Here is a 19379-nt window from a genome sequence, read left to right on the forward strand (position 1 = left end):
CGTCAGGCGCGTGTCGAAGCGCTTGCAGAGCTCGCGGTGGGCCTCAGCCGACCTCGAACACCAGCAGATCCGAACTGGCCGCAGCGATGCTCTGCCCCAGGCTGATGCAGCCGCTGCGGCGCAGCGGCAGATCGTTGCGGTGCACGCGCAACTCGTCCTCGTCGCCGATCCGCACGAAGCTGCCGTTGGTGCTGCGATCGGTCAGCACCCACAGCCCGCGCCGGCATTCGAGGCTGGCATGGTTGCGGCTGACCCACTCGGCCTCGATCGACAGCCCGCAGCCGGGGTCACGGCCCATGCTGAAAGGCGGCGCGTCCTCGCGCAGCTCGATCACCCGGCCGCGGTGGCGCAGGGTCAGGCGCGCGCCGGCCTGGGTGGTGTCGTCGACCTTGATCGCGCGCTGGATGGTGGTGAGGTTCGAGGTGTCGTCCTGCCAGATCAGGTCGACGATCTCGATCGCCAGCAGCTTGCCGGCGACCCTCGCGCGGCCCAGCGCGCGCGAGCGGATACCGCCGACGATGGTCAGGTCCTTGACGGTGCCGGCAGTAGTCACGATCTGCTCGCGCTTGGCCAGCGCCGCCATGCGGGCCGCCACGTTGACCGCGTCGCCATAGACATCGCCATTCTCGAGCAGGGCTTCGCCGTGATGGAAGCCGATGCGGATGCCCAGATTCTCGGCAGTGAACTCGGCATCGGTGCTGACCCGGCGCTGCATGTCGCAGGCCGCCAGCGCCGCCTGCACCGCCGCTGGAAAAGTGCACATGATTTCGTCGCCGATGGTCTTGACCAGGCGCCCGCCGTGCGCCCCGGCAATCCGGGTCAGGGCTTCCAGCACACTGGCGATGATCCGGCGTGCCTCGACATCACCCAGGGTCTCGAACAGCCGGGTGCTGCCGCTGACATCGGCGAACAGGATCGAGATGGGCTGGGTCGCGCTCATGGCCACGCATCATAGGCAATGGCGGCGACGTCGTCATGGCGCGACACGGCCCCGCCACGGCCACGCTTCAGGCAGCGGGCTTCTCATAGGCCTTGACGGCCGCAGGCGCGGCGAAGCTGTCGGGGCGCGCCAGCGGCCAGAACAGCTCAAACACCGGATGCTTCGGCACGGCTTCCAGCAGCTCGCCGGGCTTGACGAAGAAGTGCAGATTGGCCAGCGAGCGGATCTCGTTGCCCGAAACGCGGCGGATGATGTGCTCGGGCCCCAGCTGGTCGGGATGCTGCAGACCGGCCGCCGCCAGCAGGTCCCGCAGGGCCTTCAACGTGTTGCGATGGAAGTGGTAGACCCGCTCGGCCTTGTCCGGCACCACCAGCGCACGCTGCCGCAAGGGGTCCTGGGTGGCCACGCCGGTCGGGCACTTGTCGGTATGGCAGCTCTGCGACTGGATGCAGCCCAGCGCGAACATGAAGCCGCGCGCCGAATTGCACCAGTCCGCGCCGATCGCCAGCGTGCGCGCCATGTCGAAGGCGGTGATGATCTTGCCGGCCGCGCCGATCTTGATGCGCCCGCGCAGATTGAGGCCCACCAGGGTGTTGTGGACGAGGATCAGGGCCTCGGTCAGCGGCGCGCCGACATGGTTGGTGAACTCCAGCGGCGCCGCTCCGGTGCCCCCCTCGCCGCCGTCGACCACGATGAAGTCGGGCGTGATGCCGGTGGCTACCATCGCCCGCGCGATCGCGAACCACTCCCACGGGTGGCCAATCGCGAGCTTGAAGCCGGTGGGCTTGCCGCCCGACAGCTCACGCAGGCGCGCAATGAACTTGAGCAGGCCGATCGGTGAATCGAAGGCGCTGTGGCGCGCGGGCGAGACGCAATCGGTGCCCACCGGCACGCCGCGCGCTTCCGCGATCTCGGGCGTCACCTTCGCCCCCGGCAGAATGCCGCCCTGCCCCGGCTTGGCGCCCTGGCTCAGCTTCAGCTCGACCATCCGCACCTGCGGGTCGCGGGCGTTCTCGATGAAGCGCTCCTCGCTGAAGCTGCCGTCGTCGTTGCGGCAGCCGAAGTAGCCCGAACCGATCTCCCAGACCAGGTCGCCACCGTGCTCGCGGTGGTAGCGCGAGATCGAGCCCTCGCCGGTGTCGTGATAGAAGCCGCCGCGCTTGGCGCCTGAGTTCAGCGCACGGATGGCCGCCGCCGACAGCGAACCGAAGCTCATCGCCGAGATGTTGAAGACGCTGGCCGAGTAGGGCTGGCTGCAGTCCGGGCCGCCGATGCGGATGCGGAAGTCGTGATCGGGCAGGTCGACCGGCTGCAAGCTGTGGTTGATCCACTCGTACTGCGGCCGGTAGACGTCGAGCTGGGTGCCGAAGGGGCGCTTGTCGAGGGTGTTCTTGGCGCGCTGGTAGACGATCGAGCGCTGCGCGCGCGAGAACGGCGTCTGCTCTTCATCGCCTTCCAGCAGGTACTGGCGAATCTCCGGCCGGATCGCTTCGACGAGATAGCGCACATGCGCCAGCAGCGGGTAGTTGCGCAGCAGGGCCCGCGGCGTTTGCAGGACATCGCGCAGGCCCAGCAGGCTGAGCAGCAGCGCAGTCGCAAACAGCCACCACCAGCCGTTGCCGTGCGCCAGCGCGAGCGCGGCGCCGACCGGAACCAGGACGATGCAGGCCAGCCAGGCCAGGTAGCGGATGAGCATCGCGAAGGGACTCCTGCAGGGACATCGGCCCCCATGATGCCCGCAGCCGCCTCAGCGGTGGCGGATCGCCAGCACCTGGCCCGGCCGCAGGTTCGCTGCCGCCTGCTCCAGCTCGGCCAGGCTCTCTTCCTCGAAGTCCATCGAGGTGAGCCCGTGGAAGTGGGCATAGACATCGCCCTCGAAGCCGTCACCGGCGCTCAGCGCGAAGCTGCCCTCGGGCACGGCGCCCAGCGAGGCGACAGGTTCGAACTCAAGGCGAACGGGATTGCAGGACATGGGCACTCACCAGAAGCGCGGGCGACAGGGCTCCCCGCCCACCAGAACGTTCATAGGGTGGGCCCTGGCCCACCATGAGCTCAACGCTCGCCCCGATCTGCATGCGTGCAGAGCCACGCTCGCTCCGCTCTGCATCCTTGCGGCGCCGAGGCAGCGGCCCGAACGCTCATCCCCTCGCACAACGCCCGGCGCAGCATCGGCAGACCGCACCATCGGTGTGATGCACGGACCGCGGCGGGGTGTTAGCTATGGTGGGCCAGGGCCCACCCTATCGCGTGCCCAGCAAGCGGTACCGAACCACCGTGGTCCGTGGTGCCCGGAGCGGGATTCGAACCCGCACACCCTTGCAGGTAGCGGATTTTAAGTCCGCTGCGTCTACCGGTTTCGCCATCCGGGCGGCGGCGCGCAGTGTAGCGGTGCCGTGCGCGCTTGGGAGGATTTGCGACTATGCCTGCCACCAATCGGGCTGCGTGTGGGCCAGCGCGGTCGGCTAACCTGCGCGCCAGTTCCCCATGCGCGCCCCCATGTCCCTCACCCATCTCGACCGGCTGGAAGCCGAAAGCCTGCACATCTTCCGCGAGGCCGCGGCGGCTGCGCGCAAGCCGGTGCTGCTCTATTCCATCGGCAAGGACAGCAGCGTGCTGCTGCATCTGGCGCGCAAGGCCTTCGCGCCGGGTCGCCTGCCGTTTCCGCTTCTGCACATCGACACCGGCTGGAAGTTCCGCGAGATGATCGCCTTCCGCGATGCGCTGGCCGCGCGTCTCGGGCTCGACCTGATCGTCCATACCAACCCCGAGGGCAAGGCGGCCGGCGTCAATCCGATCACCCACGGCAGCGCCACGCATACCGACGTCATGAAGACCCAGGCCCTGCGGCAGGCGCTGGATGCCCATGGCTTCGATGCGGCCTTCGGCGGTGCCCGTCGCGACGAAGAGTCCTCGCGGGCCAAGGAGCGCATCGCCAGCCACCGCAGCCCCGGCCACCGCTGGGAGCCCAAGCGCCAGCGGCCCGAGCTGTGGCAGCAGTTCAACCTGCGCCATGCGCCCGGTGAGACCTTCCGCGTGTTCCCGCTCTCGAACTGGACCGAGGCCGACATCTGGCGCTACATCGAGCGCGAGCACATCGAGGTAGTGCCGCTGTACTTCGCCAAGCCGCGCCCGGTGGTGCGGCGTTCGGGCACCTGGATCATGGTCGACGACCAGCGCCTGCCGCTGGAGCCCGGCGAGCAGCCGCAGATGCTCAGCGTGCGCTTCCGCACCCTGGGCTGCTATCCGCTGACCGGCGCGGTCGAGAGCGAGGCCGCGGATCTGCCGGCCGTGCTGGCCGAAATGGCGGCCTCTCGCGCATCGGAACGCCAGGGCCGCCTGATCGACGGCGATGGCGCGGCATCGATGGAACGCAAGAAGCAGGAGGGCTACTTCTGATGAACGCCCTGCCCCAGAGCCAAGACTTTTCGCAGCACGAGACCGCCGCCATCGCCCTGCCCGCGCCCGAACACCGGCCGCACCTGCGCCTGCTCACCTGCGGCAGCGTCGATGACGGCAAGAGCACTCTCATCGGCCGCCTGCTGTTCGAGACCGACAGCGTGCCCGACGACCAGCTCGCCACTCTCGAACTCCTCTCGCGTCGCCACGGCACGCGCGGCGAGCAGGTCGACTACGCCCTGCTGCTCGATGGACTCTCGGCCGAGCGCGAACAGGGCATCACCATCGACGTCGCCTGGCGCTACTTCGGCACGGCACGCACCGCCTTCATCGTCGCCGATTCGCCCGGCCACGCCGAATACACCCGCAACATGGTGACCGCGGCCAGCCATTGTGACCTCGCCGTGCTGCTGGTGGACGCGCGGCAGGGCCTGCTGCCGCAGACCCTGCGCCACGCCTGCATCGCCGCCCTGCTGGGCATCCAGCGGGTGGTGTTGGCGGTGAACAAGATGGACCGCATAGGCTTCGATGCCGAGGCGTTCGAGCGCATCGTCGAACGCTTCGCCGACTTTGCCGCGCGCGTGGGCCTGGAGCACGTGCAGCCGATCCCGCTGTGCGCTGTGGATGGCGACAATCTCGTGCAGCGCAGTTCGCGCATGCCCTGGTATGCCGGCCCGGCCCTGCTGGAGCATCTGGAATCGATGGCCGCCGAGCTGGCGTCCGCGCCGCCGCGACCACGGCATGCGCCGCGCCTGCCGGTCAGCTGGGTGGTGCGGCCCGATGCCGACTTCCGCGGCTTCGCCGGCCAGCTGCAGGGCGGTGTGCTGCGGGTCGGCGACAGTCTGCGCAGCGTGCCCTCGGGCCAGACCTCGAGGGTGCGCGGGCTGTGGCTCGGGGACGAGGCACTGGACGTCGCCCATCCGGGCCAATCCATCGTGCTGGCGCTGGAGGACGAGATCGATTCCAGCCGCGGCGATGTGCTGTGCGCAGCGACCGATCCAGTCGAGGCCAGCGACCAGTTCGAGGTCGACATCGTGTGGCTGGGCGAGCAGCCCATGCTGCCGGGTCGGCCCTATCGCCTGCAGATCGGCACCGCCAGCGCGCTGGCGACGCCGGCCACGCCGAAGTACCGGCTCAACGTCGAGACGCTGGAGCACCTTGCCGCGCGCACCCTGGCGGTGAACGAAATCGGCCGCGTCAATCTGGCGCTCGATCGCGCACTGCCCTTCGAGGCCTATGCCGACAATCCGGGCCTGGGCGGCGGCATCCTGATTGACACGCTGAGCCACCAGACCGTCGGCGCGGTGATGGTGCGCCACGCCCTGCGTCGCGCGTCGAACCTGCACTGGCAGGCGCTGGACATCAACCGCGCCAAGCGCGCCGGCCAGAAGGGCCAGAAACCGGCGGTGCTGTGGTTCACCGGACTCTCGGGCGCGGGCAAATCCACCATTGCGAACCTCGTCGAGAAGCAGTTGCACGCGCTGGGCAAGCACACCTATCTGCTTGATGGCGACAATGTGCGTCATGGCCTGAACAAGGATCTCGGCTTCACCGACGCCGACCGCGTCGAGAACATCCGCCGCGTAGCCGAAGTGGCGAAGCTGATGGCCGATGCCGGCCTGATCTGCCTGGTCTCCTTCATCTCGCCCTTCCGCAGCGAGCGTGCCTTCGCCCGCGCTCTGCTGCCCGAAGGCGAGTTCTTCGAGGTCTTCGTCGACACGCCGCTAGAAGTCGCCGAGGCGCGCGACGTCAAGGGTCTGTACGCCAAGGCCCGACGCGGCGAACTGCGCAACTTCACCGGCATCGATTCGGCCTACGAACGGCCGGAATCGCCGGAGCTGCACCTGCAGGCGGATCAGCTGTCGCCCGAAGTCGCGGCCGAGGCGGTGATCGAGGGTTTGCGACGCGCGGGCGTGCTGGAAGGCGAGCTTTGAGCAGCTTACGGACAATCAGCGAGGTGCGCTGGCCCAAAGCAACGCGGCGCAGCTAAACCCGCTCAGCGCGCACGCTGGACGCGGAGCCTATGCTCATAGGGTGGGCCCTGGCCCACCATGCGCTTGAGTCTCGCTTCGGTTAATGCCCGCTACACATCAAACTGCCTGCGCGCAAGCATTCGAACCGGGGGCGGTGCTTGAAGTGAGGCAATGGTGGGCCAGGGCCCACCCTATGAAGAAGACGCAGCTCAGCGCTTTCGCATCGCCCCGGCCACCAGCAGCACGACGCCGACGCCGAGCAGGACGAAACCGAGCGTCTTGCCCTGCTCGCCGCGGTCGGCCACGCGGATGCCGCCATCGCCGACTTCGAGCGCCTTGTCGCCGACGCGCAGCACTTCGTTCTTGCCTTCCAGCTGGATCAGGCCGGACACCAGGACGCCACCGCCAATGGCGAGCAGAAGACCGAGAGTGAGCAGAACTGCGCGCATGAGAGGCTCCGGTGTGGGGTGACCGCGGCTCGCGGCGCCGCCACTGTGCAGAGACATCGCGATCGAGACAAGCCTTGCGCCAATAGCGCGGATCGCTGCGTCGGACCTTTCGAGCCCTTCGCCGCCGCCGCGCGGAGCTGTGGGCAGAGTGCGGCAGCGACTGCAAACAAACCCCAGCTGAATCAGCTCCACGCAGTGCGCCTTCAGGGGCTGGCGCAACGCGTGAAGACTTCATGAAACTCAGCCTCGCGGCATCCGCCGCGCCTCTGAAAGGACTCAGACATGATCAAACGCTCCCTGCTGGCGCTCACCAGCCTGTTCGCACTCACCCCGGCCCAAGCCATCGACTGGCACGTCGGCGTCGGCGCCTTCGACGCGCTTGAGGACCGCTCCCTCTTCGAACCGCGCGACGGCGCCAGGGGCGAAACCGGGGTCACCGCGGTGGCCGGCCTGCAGTTCGGCCGTGGCTTCGGCATCGAAGCGGCCTGGGCCGATCTTGGCGAGCTGGAACGCAGCAACATCGCCGATGCCGGCTATCTCACCGAAGGCGATCTCTGGTCCCTGGGCCTGACCTGGACCACGCAAAGCGGCACTCTGCGCCCCTATGTCAAGGCGGGCCTGTTCCAGCGCGAGGAGGATGGCAGCGTGCTCACCATCGCTGGCCCGCGCCGGGTCACCGACGACGACAGCGGCTGGATGGCGGAGGCCGGCGCGCGCTGGCACCTCAGCGATCTGTTCGCAGTACGCGCCGGCTACGCGCACTACGATTTCGATCGCGGCAGCGATGGCAGCGTGCAGGTGGTGGCAGAGCTGCATTTCCAGTGATCGCGGCGGAGCGGGCGCCGCCGCCCGCTCCCCGCTTCCAACGCATTCCGTTCGCTCCCATGCGCGATTCCTGCACGGCAGCTCATCGATCCTAGGTCTAGGCTTGTGCCATGAACGTCTCAGCTGCAGTCCATGAACTCGATCACACCCTCCTTGCGCTTGGCAGCGAAGGGTTCTGCTTCCTGCCTTGTGCGCAGGCGCTGGCCCTGCTGCCGGCACAGGTCGACGTGGGCTGGGAGGCGTTCGCCCGCAGCTGGAGCGGGCTGGGGCTCGATGAGCACATGGCCGACGGCGGCCGCTACCGGCGGCGGCGGCACGCGGTGTTTGCCGCCAGCCGCGCGCGCGGCATCGAGCGTTTACGAGACGCGCCGCACTATCAGGCCCTGCACTACAACCGCCTGAACGGCGGTATCGAGCGCTGGTTCCAGCCGATCCTGCCAGACATTGCCGACAGCGCGGCGTTCCGCGCACTCAGCGAGTTCGCGCACGCGCTGTTCTCGAAGCTGGCCCCCGAGGTGGAACGCTGGCAGATCGAGGCGCATCAGTTCCGCATCGAAGCCCTGCCCGGCCAGCCCGGGCAGCCGACGCCGGAAGGCGTGCATCGCGACGGTGTCGACTACGTGCTGGTGGCCCTGGTCGATCGCCACAACATCCACGAAGGCACCACTACGATCCATGCCGCCGACGGCACCCAGCTCGGCGCCTTTACCCTGACCGAAGCGCTGGATATCGCGCTCGTCGATGACCAGCGCGTCTGGCACGGCGTCACCGCAGTCGAGCCGCTGGATCCGGATGCACCGGCCTGGCGTGACGTGCTGGTGCTGACCTTCAGGCGCGCCGAGGCCGTGCGGAGCGCTGCAGCCTCATAGGGTGGGCCCTGGCCCACCATGGCGAATGTTCTTCTCACGACGCTTAGGTGCCCCGCATTCGCATCGGGCACGCAATGCTTCATCCGGGTATCAAGCGGCAGGCTCCTAACGCGCGTCGGCAGACGAGGTCTCTGCAGGCGGCACAATCGGAAGTCCTAGAGCACGCGCATCAGGACGCGGCCTCGTGTCTGACAGCGAAGTTGAAATGCTCGGAGCGCGGGAACCGGGGCGAGAGCGCCCCTCACGGTGGGCCAGGGCCCACCCTATGGGCTCGCTTGGTTTGCGAATGGCGGGCCATTGCCGACGCCATGAACGCCCCGTACCTGCATAGGGTGGGCCCTGGCCCACCGCGAGCTTCACGTATTCGACTTGACTCGAACACAGTGCAGACCTGCACGCATTCGATTTCGGCTCGAAGGCACTCCGACACTTCGGCACAGCGGCACACACTTCGAAGCCTCAGCGCTACGGCTTCGCTCGCACGCGAGCCCGCGCATCACATCACCCCATGGCCTTCGGCGCAGTCGCATGGCGCTGGCGCAGCAGATTCTCGACATCGCCCAGCGACAGCCCGCGCGCGCGCAGCAGCACCAGCAGGTGGTAGATCAGGTCGGCACTCTCGCCCAGCAGGTCCGCATCCTCTTGGGCCACTGCGGCCAGCGCGGTTTCCACGCCCTCCTCGCCCACCTTCTGCGCGATACGGCGAATGCCGCCCTCGAACAACCTGGTGGTGTAGCTGCCAACCGGGCGCTCGCGCTCGCGCTGGGCGATCAGCGCATCGAGGTCACCGAGGAAGCTGCCCGGCGCATCGGGAAAGCAGCTGGTGCGCTGCAGGTGGCAGGTGGGGCCCTGCGGATGCGCCTGGATCAGCAGCGTATCGGCATCGCAGTCGGTCTCGATGCTGACCAGCTTGAGCACATGGCCGCTGCGCTCGCCCTTGGTCCACAGCCGACCCTTGCTGCGGCTGAAGAAGGTGACGTGGCGACACGCCAGGGTCATCTCCAGGGCTTCGCGATTCATATAGCCCAGCATCAGCACGCGCAGGGTCTCTGCGTCCTGCACCACCGCCGGCAGCAGGCCGTCCTGCTTGTCCCAGGCCAGTCGATCCAGGGTTTCGGGGCTGACCACCACGTCTTCAGACATCGCGCACCTCGATGCCGCGCTGCTTGAGCGTGGACTTGAGTTCTGGAATGGCGATCGCGCCGGAGTGGAAGACGCTGGCGGCGAGCGCCGCATCCACATCGGCCTGCTCGAACACCTCGGCGAAGTGCTCGGGCGTGCCGGCGCCGCCGCTGGCCACCAGCGGCACGCGGCAGAGCTCGCGCACGGCGCGCAGCTGCTCGATGTCGTAGCCGGCGCGCACGCCGTCGGTGCCCATGCAGTTCAGCACGATCTCGCCCGCGCCGCGCCGCTGCGCCTCGACCACCCAGTCGAGCGTGCGCCGGCTGAGCGCGCGGGTCTTGCTGGGGTCGCCGGTGTACTGGCGCACCCGCCACTCGCCGTCTTCGTCGCGCAGGCTGTCGACACCGACCACCACGCACTGCACGCCAAAGGCCTCGGCCAACTCGTCGATCAGCGCGGGCCGCTCCAGCGCCGGCGAGTTCACGGAGACCTTGTCGGCGCCGGCGAACAGGATGGCGCGCGCATCCTCGACCGAGCGGATGCCGCCAGCGACGCAGAAGGGAATATCGATCAGCCGGGCCACGCGCTCGACCCAGCCGCGGTCGACGCTGCGGCCTTCGGGGCTGGCGGTGATGTCGTAGAAAACGAGCTCGTCAGCGCCGGCGTCGCGATAGCGCGCGGCGAGTTCCTCGATCGCGCCCATCACCACGTGGTCGCGGAAGCGCACGCCCTTGACCACCTGGCCATCGCGTACATCCAGACACGGAATCAATCGACGGCTCAGCATGCCAGCGCCTCCTCGACGGTGAAGCGGCCATCCAGCAGGGCCTTGCCCAACACGACGCCAGCCGCGCCCACCGCACGAGCTGTGCGAATGTCATCCAAGCCGGACACACCGCCGGAGGCGATCAGCTGCACCTCCGGGGCACGCTCGACCAGCAGCCGGTAGAGATCGAAGTTCGGTCCGGACAGCATGCCGTCGCGGGCGATGTCGGTGCACAGCAGGTGCTTCAGACCCGCGCCGCGATAGCGCTCCAGCAGGGCGAACAGCTCCTCGCCGGCGCTCTCGGTCCAACCGTGGGTCGGCAGTCGCCACACACCGCTGTCGTCGCAGCGGGTGTCGAGTGCGATACACAAGCGATCGGCACCAAAGCGCGTGAGCCAGTCGATGACGAAATCGGGCGACTTCACTGCGAGCGAGCCAATCACCACGCGCTCGACGCCAGCAGCCAGCAAGGCCTCGACGTCATCTTCACTGCGCACGCCGCCGCCGCTTTGGATCCGCAACGAAGACCGTTCGCAAAGTGATCGCACCAGCGGACCCAGCGTATAGCCGCCGGCCTTGGCGGCATCCAGATCGACCAGGTGCAGCCACTCGCCACCCGCGCGCGCATAGTCCAGCGCCAGCTGCAGCGGGTCGGCCGCGTAACGGGTTTCCTGGGCGTAGTCGCCCTGTTTCAGCCGCACCACGCGTCCGTCGCGGACGTCGATGGCGGGAATCGCCGTGAAGCCGGTCATTGGCCGTCCCACTCCATGAAGTTCTTGAGCAGCTGCGCGCCCACGGCCGCCGAGCGCTCGGGATGAAACTGCGCGCCGGCGACGTTGCCGCGGCGGACGATGGCGCTGAAGGCCTCGCCGTGCGTGCTCGACGCCAAGGTGTAGTCGCCCACGGGGCCTGCGTAGCTGTGCACGAAGTAGGCTTGCGCACCTTCAGCGATGTCGTTCAAAAGCGCCGAGTCGCGCTCGCGATGAAGGCGGTTCCAGCCCATGTGCGGCACGCGCACGCCGGGGAATTCCTTGAGCTTCCGCACCTCGTCCGGGATCAGCCCGAGGCCTTCGACGTCACCTTCGGCGCTGCGCTCGAACAGCAGCTGCATACCCAGGCAGATGCCGAACAGCGGACGCGGAAACGCGCGGATCGCATCGACCAGATCAAGCTCGCGCAGCCGTGCCATCGCGGCACCGGCGGCACCGACGCCAGGCAGCAGGGCGCGTTCGGCCTGAGCAAGTTCGTCGGCGCTGCGCACCAGAGTGGCCTGCACGCCAAGCCGCCCCAGCGCATAGCAGACCGAGCCGATGTTGGCGACGCCGGAATCAATGACCGCCAGCCGCATCAGAGCGTCCCCTTGGTGCTGGGCAGATCGAAGCCCTCGCGCTTGATCGCCGCGCGCAGGGCGCGCGCCACCGCCTTGAAGCTGGCCTCGACCATGTGATGCGCGTTGTCGCCGCGCACCGACAGGTGCAGGTTGAGGCCGGCGGTCTCGCACAGCGAGCGGAAGAAATGCGGCACCAGCTCGGTCGGCAGCTCGCCGACGCGCTCGCGCGGGTAGTGGCCGTCGAACACGAAATAGGGCCGGCCGCTGATGTCCAGCGACGCGCGCACGAGCGTCTCGTCCATCGGGATCACCAGATCCAGCGCCGCGGGCTTCGATTCAGAGGCACCGTCTTCGCCTTCCGCCGCCCACGCATAGCGGCCAATGCCGCGCTTGTCGCCGAGCGCCTGCTTCAGTGCCTGCCCCAAGGCCAGCGCGCTGTCCTCGACGGTGTGGTGCTCGTCGATGTGCAGATCGCCCGCGCACTTCAGCTTGAGCGCAAAGCCGCCGTGCTTGCCGAGCTGCTCCAGCATATGGTCGAAGTAGCCGAGGCCCGTGAGCGCGACCGGCTCGGCCGGGCGATCCAGGTCGACATGCACTTCGATCTTGGTTTCCTTGGTGACGCGCTCGACGCTGGCCTGGCGCGGGGCGTCGGCCAGCAGGTGGGCGATCTCGGCCCAGGTGTATTCCGGGCCTTTGCCGGCTGCTGCCTTGGCGCCGGCGGTCACCTTGAGCCGGAAGCCGCGCACGCCGAGGTTGTCGGCGAACTCGATATCGGTGTCACGGTCGCCGACCATCGCGCTGCCGGCGAGATCGATGCTGCGATCGCGCAGGTAGTGCATGACCAGACCCAGGCGCGGCTTGCGCGTCGGCGCGTTGTCCTGCGGGAAGCTGGTATCGATCAGCACCTCGCGGAAGGTGATCCCCTGCGATTCGAAGATCTGCATCATCAGATCGTGCGGGGCCTGGAAGCTCTCCTGCGGATAGGCCTCGGTGCCCAGCCCATCCTGGTTGGAGACGATCACGAACTCGAAGCCGGCGGCCTTCAATTTCAGCATCGCCGGGATCACGCCCTCGACCAGGCGCAGCTTGGCGTAGCTGTCGATCTGGTAGTCGGCCGGCTCTTCGATCATCGTGCCGTCGCGGTCGACGAACAGAATGCGCTTCATGCCGCGGCCTCCTGGCTGGTGCTGGCGAACACCGCCAGCGCGGCGGCGTTCTCTTCGGCCGTGCCGATCGACACACGCAGGCAGTCGCCGAGCAGCGGATAGCGGCTGACGTCGCGCAGCACCACGCCGGCGGCCAGCGCACGCCGATAGGTGGCGGCGGGGTCGGCGCAGCGCACGACCAGGAAGTTCGCATCGGAGGGATACACGCCGAGCACGCCGGCCGTTGCGGCCAGCCGCGCGCGCAGCGCCTCGCGGCCGGCGATCAGCTCGGCGACATGGACCTGCGTCTTCGCCAGCACCTCGGGCTGCAAGGCCGCCAGCGCCGACCGCGCGCAGGGCGCCGAGATCGGATACGGCGCCATGATCGCGCGCAGCACGCGGATCAATTCGGATGCTGCGATCAGGCTGCCGATGCGCGCACCCGCCAGGGCATGCGCTTTCGACAGCGTGCGCAGCACCGCGAGTTGCGGGAAGCGCTGGCGCAGCGTCGTGGCCGAGGCCTGCTGCATGAACTCGCCATAGGCCTCGTCGACCACCACCACGGCGCGACCTTCGAGTGCCGAAGCGATGCGCTCAATGGTCTCGACCGGCAGGGCCTGTCCAGTCGGGTTGTTTGGCGAGCACAGGAAAACGAGCTTGACCGGGTTGTTCAGCGCAGCGGCGATCACTGCATCCGCATCGAGCGCGAACGGGCGCTCCGAATCGCCCGTCGCAGTGAGCGGCACCTCGACCAGCTTCGCGTTCTGCACGCGTGCGGCAACGGCATACATGCCGAAGGTCGGCGGACAGATCAGCACCGCGTCCTCACCGGCGCGGCAGAGCGCGCGCACCAGGAGATCGATGGGCTCATCGCTGCCGCGGCCAACCAGCAGCGCGTCGGACTCGACGCCGTACAGGCCGGCCAGCGCTTCGACCAGCGCCTCGGGCTGCGGCTCGGGATAGCGGTTCAGGCCCTCGCCGCCGGCGATCTCCGGCGCCCAGGGCGACTCGTTGGCATTGAGGAAGACGCGGCCGCCGCTGGCTTCCTTGCGTGCGGACGAATAGCCGCCGAAGCCACGCAGGTCGGGGCGCACCAGATCGAGCAGCGCGCTCATGCCCTGCCCTCCTTGATCGCAGCCAGCCGCCGCGTGACCGCACGCTCGTGGGCGATCAGGCCTTCGGCGCGCGCCATCTCGGCGGCGTCGGGGCCGGCGATGTTGAGACCTTCGGCGCTGACCTCCTGCACCGTGATCAGCTTGACGAAGCTCGCCACCGACACGCCGCTGTAGGCGCGCGCGGCGCCATAGGTCGGCAGCACGTGGTTGGTGCCGCTGCAGTAGTCGCCCAAGGCTTCGGGCGCCAGCGCGCCAAGGAAGACCGAGCCGGCGCTGCGCACGCGCTCCAGCCACTGGCGCGGCTGCTCGACCTGCAGGATCAGGTGTTCGGGCGCATAGCGGTTGCTGATCTCGATGGCCTGCGGAATATCGCGGCTCAAGATCAGACGCGCGTGGGTCAGGGCCTTGGCCAGGATCTCGCGACGCGGCAGCTCGGCGGTCTGCTTCTCCAGCTCGACCGCCACCGATTCCAGCAGCGCCTGCGAATCGGAGATCAAGAGGACCTGCGAGTCCGGGCCGTGCTCGGCCTGGCTCAAGAGATCGGAGGCGATGAACTCGGCCGAGGCCTTCGCGTCGGCAATGACCAGCACTTCCGAAGGCCCGGCAGGCATGTCGATCGCTGCGCCCTCGGGATCGTTCGCCACCTGCAGTTTGGCCTCGGTGACGTAGGCATTGCCGGGGCCAAAGATCTTGTCGCACTTCGGCACCGACTCGGTGCCATAGGCCATGGCGGCCACCGCCTGCGCCCCACCCAGCTTGAACACGGTGCTGATGCCGCACAGGCGCGCGGCGACCAGCACGGTCGCATCGACGCTGCCGTCGGGCTTGGGCGGCGTGCACAGCACGACCTCGCTGCAGCCGGCGATGCGCGCAGGCACGCCCAGCATGATGGCGGTCGAGGGCAGCGGTGCGCTGCCGGCCGGCACGTAGAGGCCGACGCGCTCGATCGGGCGGATCACGCGCTCGCAGTTCAGGCCCGGCGCGGTCTCCAGCGCATAGCCGCGCGGCGCGCCGGCCTCGTGGAACTTGACCAGGCGCTCGATGGCATTGGCAATGGCCTGCTTCAACGCGGGCGACACCTGCGCTTCGGCGGCCGCAAACTCGTCTTCGGTCACGCGGAAGCTGCCCAGCTCGCAGCCGTCGAAGCGGCGGGTCAAGGCGCGCAAGGTGCTGTCGCCGTCGGCGCGCACCTGGCTGAGGATGCGCTCGACGTTCTCGGCCAGCACGGCGCGTGCGCCTTGCGCAGGGCGACGCAAGCTCACGCGGCGCTGCGACTCGTCGATGCGGTTCCAGTCCAGCACGTGCAGCTCGCGTGCGGCAAAGGGCACGGGGCGTTCGCCGGTCGTTCGCTCGGCGGGGGTCTTCTCGGTCGTGGTGCTCATGTCAGCATCTGCTCCACCGGCAGCACCAGCAGTCGGCGCGCGCCGGCCTTCTTCAGGTCCTCAAGCTGCTGCCAAGACAGGCTGCCCTGGCAGATCGCCTGCACGCCCACGCCATTGGGCTGGCCGTCCAGGCTCATGATGGTGGGGCGCTCCTCGCTGGGAAGCAGGCGCAGCACCTCGTCGAGCATCGCGCGCTCGGTCTCCAGCATCAGCAGGCGCGCATCGCGGACCTGCAGCACGCCGTCGAGGCGACGCAGCAGCTGGGTGGCGATGTCGCCGCGCTCGTCCATCAGCGGCTCGGCCGGGCCGGCCAGCACGGCTTCGCTTTCGTGGATCACCACGGCCTCGCGCAGCTGGTTGGCGGCCAGCGTGCCGCCGGTCGAGACGAGGTCGCAGATCGCCTCGGCCTTGCCAAGACGCGGCGCGATCTCGACCGAGCCGGAGAGAATCACGATCTCGGCGCGCACGTTGTGGCGCTTCAGCCAGTCCTCCAGCAGGGCCGGATAGCTGGTGGCGATGCGCAGGCCGGCGAGGCTTTGCGGGCCGTTCCAGGCCATGTCCTGCGGCAGCGCGATCGACAGCCGGCAGCGGCCGAAACCCAGCGCGCGCACTTCCTTGAAGGCTGGCGGCAGACCGCGGGCGGCGCGATCCAGCGCCTGCTCGTCGAGCACGTTGCGGCCGACGATGCCGTAGTCGCAGGTGCCTTCGGCGATCAGGCCGGGGATGTCATCGTCGCGCACCAGCAGCAGGTCGACGGGCTGCGATTCACCAAAGCAGAACAGGCGGTCGCGGCTTTCGCGGAAGCTCAGGCCGGAGCGCGCCATCAGCTCGCGGGCGGGGTCGGACAGGCGTCCATTCTTCTGCGCGGCGATGCGCAGACGATCACGATTCTTCACGGGGGATGCTCGAAGCGGGGAGAGGAAGTGCGGCGGAATCAGCGTTTGGCGGCAGCGATGCCGGAGGGATCGTGCAACTTCAGATGTCGGGCGGCGGCGCGGTAGCCGCCGGCGCCATGCGTGAGACAGCGCGCCACCCGACCCACCGTGGTCACGCTGACGCCGGTCAGGTCATGGATGTCGCGGTAGGTGCGGCCGGCCAGCAGCAGGGGCACCACGCGCCAGCGGTCGGCGAGGGCTTCGAGCTCGGCGGGCGTGCAGAGATCATCGAGGAAGGCCGCGATCTCGGCCGGATCGCGCAGCTTGGCCAGTGCCTCGCACAGGGCGAGCACCGGATCCGCCGCCGGGAGCACCACCGGCGCGGGCTTGCGCTCGCGCGGACTGCGTGCAGGCTGGGTTTCGGAACTGGCGATGCGTCGTTTCACGGCGGACTTTTGTACTAGCGTGTTGATACATTAAACCGATATCTCGCAATCGACAAGCAAGGGGGCGTGAAGACCGCCCAGAGCACTCGCATCCGAAACTCCGGGAAGCAGCCATCCACCCGCAGGGCATGGCCGATTGGCGATCGCGGCGCGACGGCGGAAGCGTCGCCCCCCATGGCCGAGGCGTCCAGATGCCCGGCAGCCGCTACCATCGCCGGCTCACCCCCGAACGTGGCGCACACGCAATGTCTCTCCGCTCCCGCCGCCCCCGCTTGCTGCGCTACCTGTTGCGAACCCTGGCTGCCATGGGCCTGCTGCTGGCCGTCGTATGGATGGCTGCGTGGTCCCTGCTGCGCGCCAGCCTGCCCCAGCTGGAAGGTGAAGGCCGCATCGAAGGCCTGTCCGCTTCCGTGCAGCTGGAGCGCGATGCGCTCGGTGTGGTCACGCTGCGTGCGGCGAATCGCAGTGACGCCCTGCGAGCGCTCGGCTTCGTCCACGCCCAGGAGCGTTACTTCGAGATGGATCTGGCGCGCCGCAGCGCGGCTGGCGAGCTCGCTGCGCTGTTCGGCGCCGTGGCGCTGCCGCGCGACCGTGCCAACCGCGCGCATCGCCTGCGCCCCCGGATGCAGGCGGAGCTTGAGCACGGCCCGGCGGACCAGCGCGAGCAGCTGCAGGCCTATGTCGCCGGCGTCAATGCGGGACTTGCGGCGCTCGACAGTCGCCCCTGGGCCTACTGGCTGCTGCGCGCGCAGCCCGAACCCTGGCGCGAGGAGGACAGCCTGCTTGCCGGGCTGGCCATGTTCTTCGATCTGCAAGACTCGCAGAACCGGCGTGAGCTGGGCCTGCTGCAGCTGCGCACGCATCGCCCCGGTGCCCTCGTCGACCTGCTCGCGGCGCCTGGCAGTGCCTACGATGCGCCGCTGTTCGGCGAGGCGATGGAAGCGATCGCGCCGACGGCCCTGCTGGCCGCTCTCGCAGGCGACGTCGACGCGGTACGCGGCGCCGATCCAGCCTCGGACCCTGCAGGCGCGCAGCTCGATGCCTCCCCAGACAGCGACCCCGAACCGCCCAGCCCCGGCAGCAACAACTTTGCAGTCGCCGGCGCACTCACCGCCGACGGCCGCGCCTTGGTCGCCGATGACATGCACCTCGGCCTGCGCGCGCCCGGCGTGTGGTTCCGGGTGCGCCTGATCTATCCGGATGCACAGGCACCGGAGGGCCAGGTCGACGCCACCGGCGTCAGCCTGCCTGGCGTGCCGGCACTGGTTGTCGGCAGTACTGGCCATGTCGCCTGGGGCTTCACCAACAGCTATGGCGACTGGCACGACTGGGTGCAGGTCGACTTCACCGACGACGGCCACATGCGCTATCGCACGCCGGAGGGCGAGGAGGCCCTGCAGATCCATCGCGAAGTGCTGACCGTGCGCGGCGGCGAGCCGGAAACCCTGGACGTGCGCGAAACCCGCTGGGGACCGCTGCTCGCAAAGGCGCCGGACGGCACCGACCTCGCCCTGCGCTGGACGGCCCATCGCCCCGGCGCAATCGACCTCGGCATGGCCGAGCTGCTGCGCGCCGCCGATATCGAACAGGCCATGGCCATCGCCCAGCGCAGCGGCACGCCGGTGCAGAACTTTGTGGCCGGTGACCGCAGCGGACGCATCGGCTGGACCCTGATGGGGCGGATCCCGCAGCGGATCGGCGACTGCGACCCGCTGCTGCCCCTGCGTCCGCTGGAGGGCTGCGACTGGGCCAAGCACTGGCTGCTCGCCGAAGCGGCGCCGCGCGTGCTCGATCCACCCAGTCATCGGCTGTGGACCGCCAATTCGCGGGTGGTCGATGCCGCAACCCTGCGCGTCGTGGGCGACGGCGGCTACGACCTCGGCGCACGGCAGGCGCAGATCCGCGACCAGCTGCTGTCCAAGGATCGCTTCATGGAAGCCGACCTGCTGACCATCCAGCTCGACGATCGCGCCCTGTTCCTCGAACCCTGGTGGCAGCGCCTGCGCGCGGAGCTCGAAGCCACTGCCGATACGCCCGAGCTGATCGACCTGGAAGCGGTCACCCGCGAACGCCCCGAGCGCGCCAGCGTCGATTCGGTCAGCTACCGCGCCGCCCGCGGCTTCCGCGGCCTGCTGATCGACGCCTTCAGCAAGCAGCTGTTTGCCCCTGCGCGCGAGGCGCTGGGCGAGGACTTCGTCGAGCCGCGGCTGCCGCAGATCGAAGCCGTTCTCCAGGCCTACCTGCAGCTGCCAGAGACCAAGCTGCCGGCGGGCTGGCCTTCGCCCGCCCAGCTCCAGCGGCAGGCGGCGCTGGCGCTGGCCGCGGATTGGCGGGCGCAGGGAACGGATTTCGCCGAGCGCAGCTGGGGTGAGCGCAATACCAGTGCCGTCTGCCACCCGCTCGCTGCCGCACTTGGGCCCGCACGCCGACTGCTGTGCATGCCGGCCGAGCCCCTGCCCGGCGACAACCACATGCCGCGGGTCCAGGGGCCGAGCTTCGGCGCCAGCCAGCGCATGGTGGTCGCGCCAGGCCGTGAGGCCGAGGGGATCTTCCAGATGCCGGGTGGACAGAGCGGTCATCCCCTTTCCCCGTTCTGGAGCGCCGGCCACGCGGACTGGGCCGAAGGGCGGCCTTCGCCCTTCCTGCCCGGAGCTCCGCAACATTCGCTGACATTGCGACCGTGAGGGATCACGAAACGCCGCGGCACGCTGGTCAGATCGGGGCGAACTCTGACATCATCTGCCGT

Annotated in this window: 18 protein-coding genes and 1 tRNA gene; 5 read left to right on the forward strand and 14 right to left on the reverse strand. The window is 68.9% G+C overall.

Annotation, left to right across the window (positions count from 1 at the left end; all coding sequences use genetic code 11):
• Nucleotides 1-43 precede the first annotated feature (43 nt).
• The 4 genes from Q0654_RS22190 to Q0654_RS22205 form a co-directional block, all read right to left on the reverse strand.
• Entirely contained in the window at nucleotides 44-940 is an 897-nt protein-coding gene (locus Q0654_RS22190) for an adenylate/guanylate cyclase domain-containing protein (RefSeq protein WP_298857547.1), read from the reverse strand.
• Between the two features lie 67 nt (nucleotides 941-1007).
• Entirely contained in the window at nucleotides 1008-2636 is a 1629-nt protein-coding gene (locus tag Q0654_RS22195) for an FMN-binding glutamate synthase family protein (protein WP_298857551.1), read from the reverse strand.
• A 51-nt stretch (nucleotides 2637-2687) separates the two neighbouring features.
• On the reverse strand, nucleotides 2688-2912 hold the full coding sequence (locus tag Q0654_RS22200; RefSeq protein ID WP_298857553.1) for a hypothetical protein: 225 nt from the start codon (nucleotides 2910-2912) through the stop codon (nucleotides 2688-2690).
• 310 nt (nucleotides 2913-3222) lie between these two features.
• Nucleotides 3223-3309: transfer RNA gene (locus tag Q0654_RS22205), tRNA-Leu, on the reverse strand.
• Nucleotides 3310-3436: 127 nt separating this feature from the next.
• On the opposite strand from Q0654_RS22205, the gene cysD reads away from it, so the two are divergent.
• The gene (gene cysD, locus Q0654_RS22210) at nucleotides 3437-4336 is read left to right on the forward strand and encodes a sulfate adenylyltransferase subunit CysD (RefSeq protein ID WP_298857555.1); all 900 of its coding nucleotides are present in this window, start codon (nucleotides 3437-3439) and stop codon (nucleotides 4334-4336) included.
• Complete coding sequence (gene cysC, locus Q0654_RS22215; RefSeq protein WP_298857557.1) at nucleotides 4336-6270, forward strand: adenylyl-sulfate kinase; 1935 nt, start codon at nucleotides 4336-4338, stop codon at nucleotides 6268-6270. The genes cysD and cysC overlap by 1 nt, the downstream gene beginning before the upstream one ends.
• A 248-nt stretch (nucleotides 6271-6518) precedes the next feature.
• On the opposite strand, the gene Q0654_RS22220 is transcribed toward cysC, so the two are convergent.
• Nucleotides 6519-6758 (reverse strand): hypothetical protein, encoded by a 240-nt coding sequence (locus Q0654_RS22220; RefSeq protein WP_298857559.1) that lies wholly within the window; start codon nucleotides 6756-6758, stop codon nucleotides 6519-6521.
• 282 nt (nucleotides 6759-7040) lie between these two features.
• Between Q0654_RS22220 and Q0654_RS22225 the strand changes: the two genes are divergently transcribed.
• Nucleotides 7041-7583: an outer membrane beta-barrel protein gene (locus Q0654_RS22225; RefSeq protein ID WP_298857562.1), complete on the forward strand. Its 543-nt coding sequence runs from the start codon at nucleotides 7041-7043 to the stop codon at nucleotides 7581-7583.
• 110 nt (nucleotides 7584-7693) lie between these two features.
• Nucleotides 7694-8452 carry a 2OG-Fe dioxygenase family protein gene (locus Q0654_RS22230; RefSeq protein ID WP_298857565.1) on the forward strand — a complete coding sequence of 253 codons (759 nt, stop codon included), beginning with the start codon at nucleotides 7694-7696 and terminating at the stop codon, nucleotides 8450-8452.
• A gap of 501 nt (nucleotides 8453-8953) precedes the next feature.
• Here Q0654_RS22230 and hisIE read toward each other — a convergent pair.
• The 9 genes from hisIE to Q0654_RS22275 all read right to left on the reverse strand — a co-directional run bounded on the left by hisIE (nucleotide 8954) and on the right by Q0654_RS22275 (nucleotide 16564).
• The gene (hisIE, locus tag Q0654_RS22235; RefSeq protein WP_298857568.1) at nucleotides 8954-9595 is read right to left on the reverse strand and encodes a bifunctional phosphoribosyl-AMP cyclohydrolase/phosphoribosyl-ATP diphosphatase HisIE; all 642 of its coding nucleotides are present in this window, start codon (nucleotides 9593-9595) and stop codon (nucleotides 8954-8956) included.
• Nucleotides 9588-10361 carry an imidazole glycerol phosphate synthase subunit HisF gene (gene hisF, locus Q0654_RS22240; RefSeq protein ID WP_298857570.1) on the reverse strand — a complete coding sequence of 258 codons (774 nt, stop codon included), beginning with the start codon at nucleotides 10359-10361 and terminating at the stop codon, nucleotides 9588-9590. Before hisF ends, hisIE begins: the two co-directional genes overlap by 8 nt.
• Complete coding sequence (gene hisA, locus Q0654_RS22245) at nucleotides 10355-11092, reverse strand: 1-(5-phosphoribosyl)-5-[(5-phosphoribosylamino)methylideneamino]imidazole-4-carboxamide isomerase (protein ID WP_298857572.1); 738 nt, start codon at nucleotides 11090-11092, stop codon at nucleotides 10355-10357. The genes hisF and hisA overlap by 7 nt, the downstream gene beginning before the upstream one ends.
• On the reverse strand, nucleotides 11089-11688 hold the full coding sequence (hisH, locus tag Q0654_RS22250) for an imidazole glycerol phosphate synthase subunit HisH (protein WP_298857575.1): 600 nt from the start codon (nucleotides 11686-11688) through the stop codon (nucleotides 11089-11091). The genes hisA and hisH overlap by 4 nt, the downstream gene beginning before the upstream one ends.
• Nucleotides 11688-12836 (reverse strand): bifunctional histidinol-phosphatase/imidazoleglycerol-phosphate dehydratase HisB, encoded by a 1149-nt coding sequence (gene hisB / locus Q0654_RS22255; protein ID WP_298857577.1) that lies wholly within the window; start codon nucleotides 12834-12836, stop codon nucleotides 11688-11690. Before hisB ends, hisH begins: the two co-directional genes overlap by 1 nt.
• Nucleotides 12833-13930 (reverse strand): histidinol-phosphate transaminase, encoded by a 1098-nt coding sequence (hisC, locus tag Q0654_RS22260; RefSeq protein WP_298857579.1) that lies wholly within the window; start codon nucleotides 13928-13930, stop codon nucleotides 12833-12835. Before hisC ends, hisB begins: the two co-directional genes overlap by 4 nt.
• Nucleotides 13927-15237, reverse strand: coding sequence for a histidinol dehydrogenase (gene hisD, locus Q0654_RS22265; protein WP_298857607.1), 1311 nt, complete (start codon nucleotides 15235-15237; stop codon nucleotides 13927-13929). The genes hisC and hisD overlap by 4 nt, the downstream gene beginning before the upstream one ends.
• Before the next feature lie 71 nt (nucleotides 15238-15308).
• A complete protein-coding gene (gene hisG, locus Q0654_RS22270; RefSeq protein ID WP_298857580.1) occupies nucleotides 15309-16208 on the reverse strand; it encodes an ATP phosphoribosyltransferase in 900 nt (299 codons plus the stop codon).
• Nucleotides 16209-16246: 38 nt separating this feature from the next.
• Nucleotides 16247-16564 carry a YerC/YecD family TrpR-related protein gene (locus tag Q0654_RS22275; protein ID WP_298857609.1) on the reverse strand — a complete coding sequence of 106 codons (318 nt, stop codon included), beginning with the start codon at nucleotides 16562-16564 and terminating at the stop codon, nucleotides 16247-16249.
• Between the two features lie 314 nt (nucleotides 16565-16878).
• Between Q0654_RS22275 and Q0654_RS22280 the strand changes: the two genes are divergently transcribed.
• Nucleotides 16879-19317 (forward strand): penicillin acylase family protein, encoded by a 2439-nt coding sequence (locus Q0654_RS22280; RefSeq protein WP_298857582.1) that lies wholly within the window; start codon nucleotides 16879-16881, stop codon nucleotides 19315-19317.
• Nucleotides 19318-19379 lie beyond the last annotated feature (62 nt).

This window comes from uncultured Aquimonas sp. (assembly GCF_937888285.1).
GTDB lineage: Bacteria > Pseudomonadota > Gammaproteobacteria > Xanthomonadales > Xanthomonadaceae > Aquimonas.